This window comes from Myxococcus sp. AB025B, from assembly GCF_006518215.1.
Taxonomy (GTDB): domain Bacteria; phylum Myxococcota; class Myxococcia; order Myxococcales; family Myxococcaceae; genus Myxococcus; species Myxococcus fulvus.
Genome location: NZ_SRLW01000466.1, coordinates 1 through 5,353 on the forward strand (window position 1 = coordinate 1; position 5,353 = coordinate 5,353).

Annotated in this window: 1 protein-coding gene; it reads left to right on the plus strand. The window is 70.0% G+C overall.

The annotated features are described in order from the left end of the window. On the plus strand, positions 1-5,353 hold a 5,353-nt coding region (locus FL311_RS40870), incomplete at both ends, for a non-ribosomal peptide synthetase (RefSeq protein WP_141333042.1).

Here is a 5,353-nt window from a genome sequence, read left to right on the forward strand (position 1 = left end):
GCTACGTCGTCCTCTCCTCCGACGCTCCGCTTGACGCAGAGGCCCTCCGCGCCTTCCTCCTCCAGCGCCTCCCCGAGTACATGGTGCCCTCCGCCTTCGTCTCCCTGGCGGCACTGCCCCTGACTCCCTCCGGGAAGCTCGCTCGCAACCGTCTCCCCGCCCCCGACGTCGACTCCCTGCGTGGCGACTCCTCCTTCGTCGCTCCTCGCACCCCCTCCGAAGACAAGCTCGCCTCCATCTTCTCCTCCGTCCTCCGCCTGGAGCGCGTCGGCGTCACCGACAACTTCTTCTCCCTCGGTGGCCACTCGCTCCTCGCCACCCAGGTCATCTCCCGCATCCGCTCCTCCTTCGGCGTCGAGCTGCCTCTGCGGGCCCTCTTCGAGGCCCCCACCGTCGCCTCTCTCGCCTCGCGAATCCTTTCCGCTTCTCGCCAGGCCCTCGGCGCTCAACCTCCTCCCATCCTCCCCGTCCCTCGCACCGGGCCTCTTCCCCTCTCCTTCGCCCAGCAGCGCCTCTGGTTCATCGACCAGCTCCAGCCCGGCTCCTCCACCTACAACATGCCTTCCTTCGTGCGCCTCTCCGGCCCACTCGATGCGAAGGCTCTCCAGCTCAGCTTTGACTCCCTCGTCTCTCGCCACGAAGCGCTGCGCACCTCCTTCATCCAGAAGGATGACCAGCCGCTGCAGGTGATCGCTCCGCACGCGGAGCTACCGGTGACACACGTGAACCTCCGGGCTCTCGCGCCCGAGGTCCGCGGCGCCGAGGTCGAGCGTCTGCTGCGCGAGGAGTACCAGCGGCCCTTCAACCTCTCCACGGGTCCGCTCATCCGCGCCCAGCTCCTGGAGCTCAGCGACACCGAGCACGTCCTCGCCCTCAACATGCACCACATCGTCTCCGACGGTTGGTCCATGGGTGTCCTCATCCAAGAGGTCGCCGCCCTCTACGACGCCTTCTCTCACGGCAAGCCTTCTCCCCTCGCTCCCCTCTCCATCCAGTACGCCGACTTCTCCGTCTGGCAGCGCTCCTGGCTCCAGGGCCCTGTCCTCGACGCTCAGATCGACTACTGGCGTCACCAGCTCGCGGACCTCACGACGCTCGAGCTGCCCTTGGACAAGCCGCGTCCTGCCGTCCAGACGTCCGCGGGCGATGTGGCGCTCATCACCCTTCCGCTCGCGACCACGGAGAAGCTCAAGAACCTGTGTCAGCAGGAAGGGGCCACACCCTTCATGGCCCTGCTCGCCGTGTGGCAGCTCCTGCTCTCCCGCTACTCGGGCCAGGATGACATCGCAGTCGGCTCCCCCATCGCGGGTCGTCACCGCTCGGAGCTCGAGGGGCTCATCGGATTCTTCGTCAACACGCTCGTCCTGCGCTCCCGCGTCGACGCGCACGCGTCCTTCCCGCACCTGCTGCGACAGGTGAAGGAGGCGGCGCTCGGGGCCTACGCGCACCAGGACATCCCCTTCGAGCGTCTCGTCGAGGAGCTGCAGCCCACGCGCGACATGAGTCGCAGCCCGCTGTTCCAGGTCCTCTTCGTCCTCCAGAACACGCCGGCCTCGGGTGTCCAGACGCATGAGCTCTCCCTGAGCCCGGTGGACATCAGCGGCGGGACCTCGAAGTTCGAGCTCCAGCTCAGCCTCGTCGAGTCCCCCGAGGGATTCTTCGGAGGTCTCAGCTTCAACACCGACCTGTTCGAGCGCGCCACCGCCGAGCGCATGGCGCGTCACTTCAAGCGCCTCGCCGAAGCCATCGTCAACAACCTCGACGCGCCGGTCTCGGCGCACACCATGCTCACGGAGGACGAGCGCCAGCAGGTCCTCGTCGACTGGGCCTCGGCGCCGCTGAGCGCTCCCGTCGACTCCACGATTCCGGAGGCCTTCGCCCGCGCCGTGGCGCTCGCGCCTGACGCACCCGCCCTGGTCTTCGGCGAAACGGCGCTCACCTACCGGCAGCTCGACGAGCGCTCCAACCAGCTCGCCCGGCTCCTGCTCCACCACGGCGTCACCACCGATGACCGCGTCGCGCTCTCCCTGGAGCGCTCCTTCGAGCTGGTCATCGCGCTCGTCGCCATCGTCAAGGCGGGCGCGGCCTACGTCCCGCTCGACGCGTCCTATCCGTCGCACCGGCTCCTCGCCATGATGGAGGACACCCAGCCGCGTCTCCTCCTCACGTCACGCGCGCTGGCCTCCAAGCTGCCGAACGAAGGCGTCACCACGCTGGTCCTCGAGGAGGTCGACACCTCCGCCCAGCCCGCTGGACCGCTGCCCTCCCTGGCCCTCCCCGAGTCGCTCGCCTACGTCGACTTCACCTCCGGCTCCACCGGCAGGCCCAAGGGCGTGGGGACACTTCACGCTGGCGTGCTGCGGACGCTCGTCGGCGCGACGTACACGCGCTTCGGCCCCGAGCAGACCCATGTCCTGCTCGCGCCCATCTCGTTCGACGCCTCGACGTTCGAAATCTGGGGCGCGCTGCTGCACGGCGCTCGGCTCGTGGTGCCGCCGGCCCACACGCTGTCGCTGGAGGAGATCGAGCTCGCCGTCTCGAGGCACGGCGTGTCCACGCTGTGGGCCACCAGCGGTCTGTTCTCGCAGCTCGCGGACGCGGGGCTCCCGGGGCTGAGCACGGTGCAGCACGTCCTCACCGGCGGCGACGTGGTCTCCCCGGTCCACGTCCGCAAGGCGCTGACGGCCTGGGGCGCGCAGGTCACCAACGCCTACGGCCCCACCGAGTCCACCGTCTTCGCCACCACCTTCGCCATCACGCGCGCCGAGGACCTCGGCGCCACGCTGCCCATCGGTCGGCCCATCCAGGGGACGCGGCTCCTCGTCCTCGACGCCTCGCTCCAACCCGTGGCACCGGGGGTCACCGGAGAGCTCTTCATCGGTGGCGAGGGACTCGCTCGCGGCTACCTGCTCCGCCCGGACCTCACGGCCGAGCGGTTCGTCCCCGACCCTTTCTCCGCGTCGCCGGGTGCGCGCCTCTACCGCACGGGCGACCTGGTCCGCTGGCGCGCGGATGGCACCCTCGACTTCCTGGGCCGCGCCGACTCGCAGGTGAAGCTGCGTGGCTTCCGCATCGAGCTGGCGGAGGTCGAAGCCGCGCTCCGTGAGTACACGTCGATCACCAGAGCCCTCGCGCTCGTCCGCGAGGACGTGCCCGGGGACAAGCGCCTCACCGCGTACTTCACCGCGTCCTCGCCTGTCGACCCGGCAGCCCTGCGCGCCTTCCTCAAGCAGCGGCTGCCCGAGTTCATGCTTCCGTCGTTCCTCATCCCGCTGGCGGCCTTCCCGCTGACCGCCAACGCGAAGCTCGACAGAAAGGCCCTGCCGGCGCCCGACACCCTCGCCTCGTCCACCTTCGTCGCTCCGCGAAACCCCACCGAGGAGCTGCTCGCGGCCATCTGGGCGGACGTCCTGCGGCTCGACAAGGTGAGCGTCGCCGACGACTTCTTCGAGCTGGGTGGACACTCGCTGCTCGCGACGCAGGTGGTCTCGCGCGTCCGGAGGGCCTTCGAGGTCGAGCTGCCCCTGCGAGCCCTGTTCGAGGCGTCGTCCATCTCCGCCCTGGCCACGCGAATCCTGGCCGTGAGGGGGGAGTCCGGGACGCAGGCGCCGCCGTTGGTGCCCGCGCCTCGGACGGGGGAGCTGCCGCTGTCCTTCGCGCAGCAGCGACTGTGGCTGGTGGACCAGTTGGAGCCCGGCAGCTCCGCGTACAACATCCCCTCGGCGTTGAGACTCCGCGGCGCGCTGAACGTCGCGGCGCTGGAGCGCGCCTTCACCGCGCTCGTCGAGCGCCACGAGTCCCTGCGCACCACGTTCCTCGCGCGCGACGGGGAGCCCATCCAGGTCATCCATCCGGCACGGGCGTTCGTGCTGCCCATCGTCGAGCTGGGCATCCTGCCCACCGAGGAGCGCGAGGAGCGCGCCGTGCGCCTCGCCACCGAGGAGGCCCAGCGTCCGTTCGACCTGGCGCGAGGTCCGGTGCTGCGCGCCATGTTGCTGCGCCTCGCCGCCGAGGAGCATGTGCTGCTGGTCACCCTGCACCATGCCGTCTCGGACGGTTGGTCGATGGGCGTGCTCATCCAGGAGCTCGCGTCCCTGTACGAGGCGTTCTCCACGGGCATCGAGGCGCGGCTCGCGCCGCTGCCCATCCAGTACGCGGACTTCGCCGCGTGGCAGCGCTCGTGGCTGAAGGGCGACGTGCTGGAGCAGCAGCTCGCCTACTGGAGGCAACAGCTTGGTGAGCTGCCGCCGCTGCTGGAGCTGCCGACGGACAAGCCGCGTCCGCCCGTCCGCAATCCGCGCGGGGCCTCGCGTCCCGTTCGGTTGTCGCGGGAGCTGACCGAGCGACTGGCCGTCCTCTGCCGCCAGGAGGGCGCCACGCCGTTCATGGCGCTGCTCGCCGTGTGGCAGGTCCTCCTCTCGCGCTACTCGGGGCAGGACGACATCGCCGTGGGCTCGCCCATCGCGGGCCGCACGCGGACGGAGACCGAGGGGCTCATCGGCTTCTTCGTGAACACCCTCGTGTTGCGCAGCCGGGTCCGTCCGGGCCTGCGATTCCGCGAGCTGCTCGCCCAGGTCCGGGCCACGACGCTCGCGGCCTACGAGCATCAGGATGTGCCCTTCGAGAAGCTCGTCGAGGAGCTGAAGCCCCAGCGCAGCCTGAGCCACACGCCGCTCTTCCAGGTGATGCTGTCGCTCCAGAACATCCCCGTCACGAGCCGCACCGTGGCAAGCGCGACCGAGGACAGTCCGCCGCTGCATCTGGAGCCGTTCGCGCAGGACCACCAGACGACGAAGTTCGACCTCACGCTCACGTTGTCACAGACGCCGGACGGGCTGGCCGGTGGGCTCAGCTACCGGGTGGACCTGTTCGACGACGCGACCATCGAGCGTTGGGTGGGGCACCTGCACACGCTGCTGGAGGCGGCCATCAACGCCCCCGACACGCTCGTGGGCGAGCTGCCGATGCTGTCCGCCGAGGAGCGCCGCCGCGTGCTCGTCGATTGGAACTCGACGCGCCGGGAGATGCCCTGGAAGGGTGCCTTCCACGAGCTCTTCGAGGCCCAGGCCACCCTCACGCCTGACTCGCTCGCCGTCCTCGACGACGACGCCTCTCTCTCCTTCTCCGCCCTCAACCAGCGCGCCAATCGGCTCGCGCACCTGCTGCGCTCCCGCGGCGTCGGGCCCGAAGTCCGCGTCGCCTTCTGCCTCGAGCGCTCCGTCGACGCCCTCGTCGCCCTCCTCGCCATCCTCAAGGCCGGCGCCGCCTACGTCCCACTCGACTCCGCCTACCCTCGCGAGCGCCTCGCCTTCATGCTCCAGGACTCCGGCGCTCCCTTCGTCCTCACCCACTC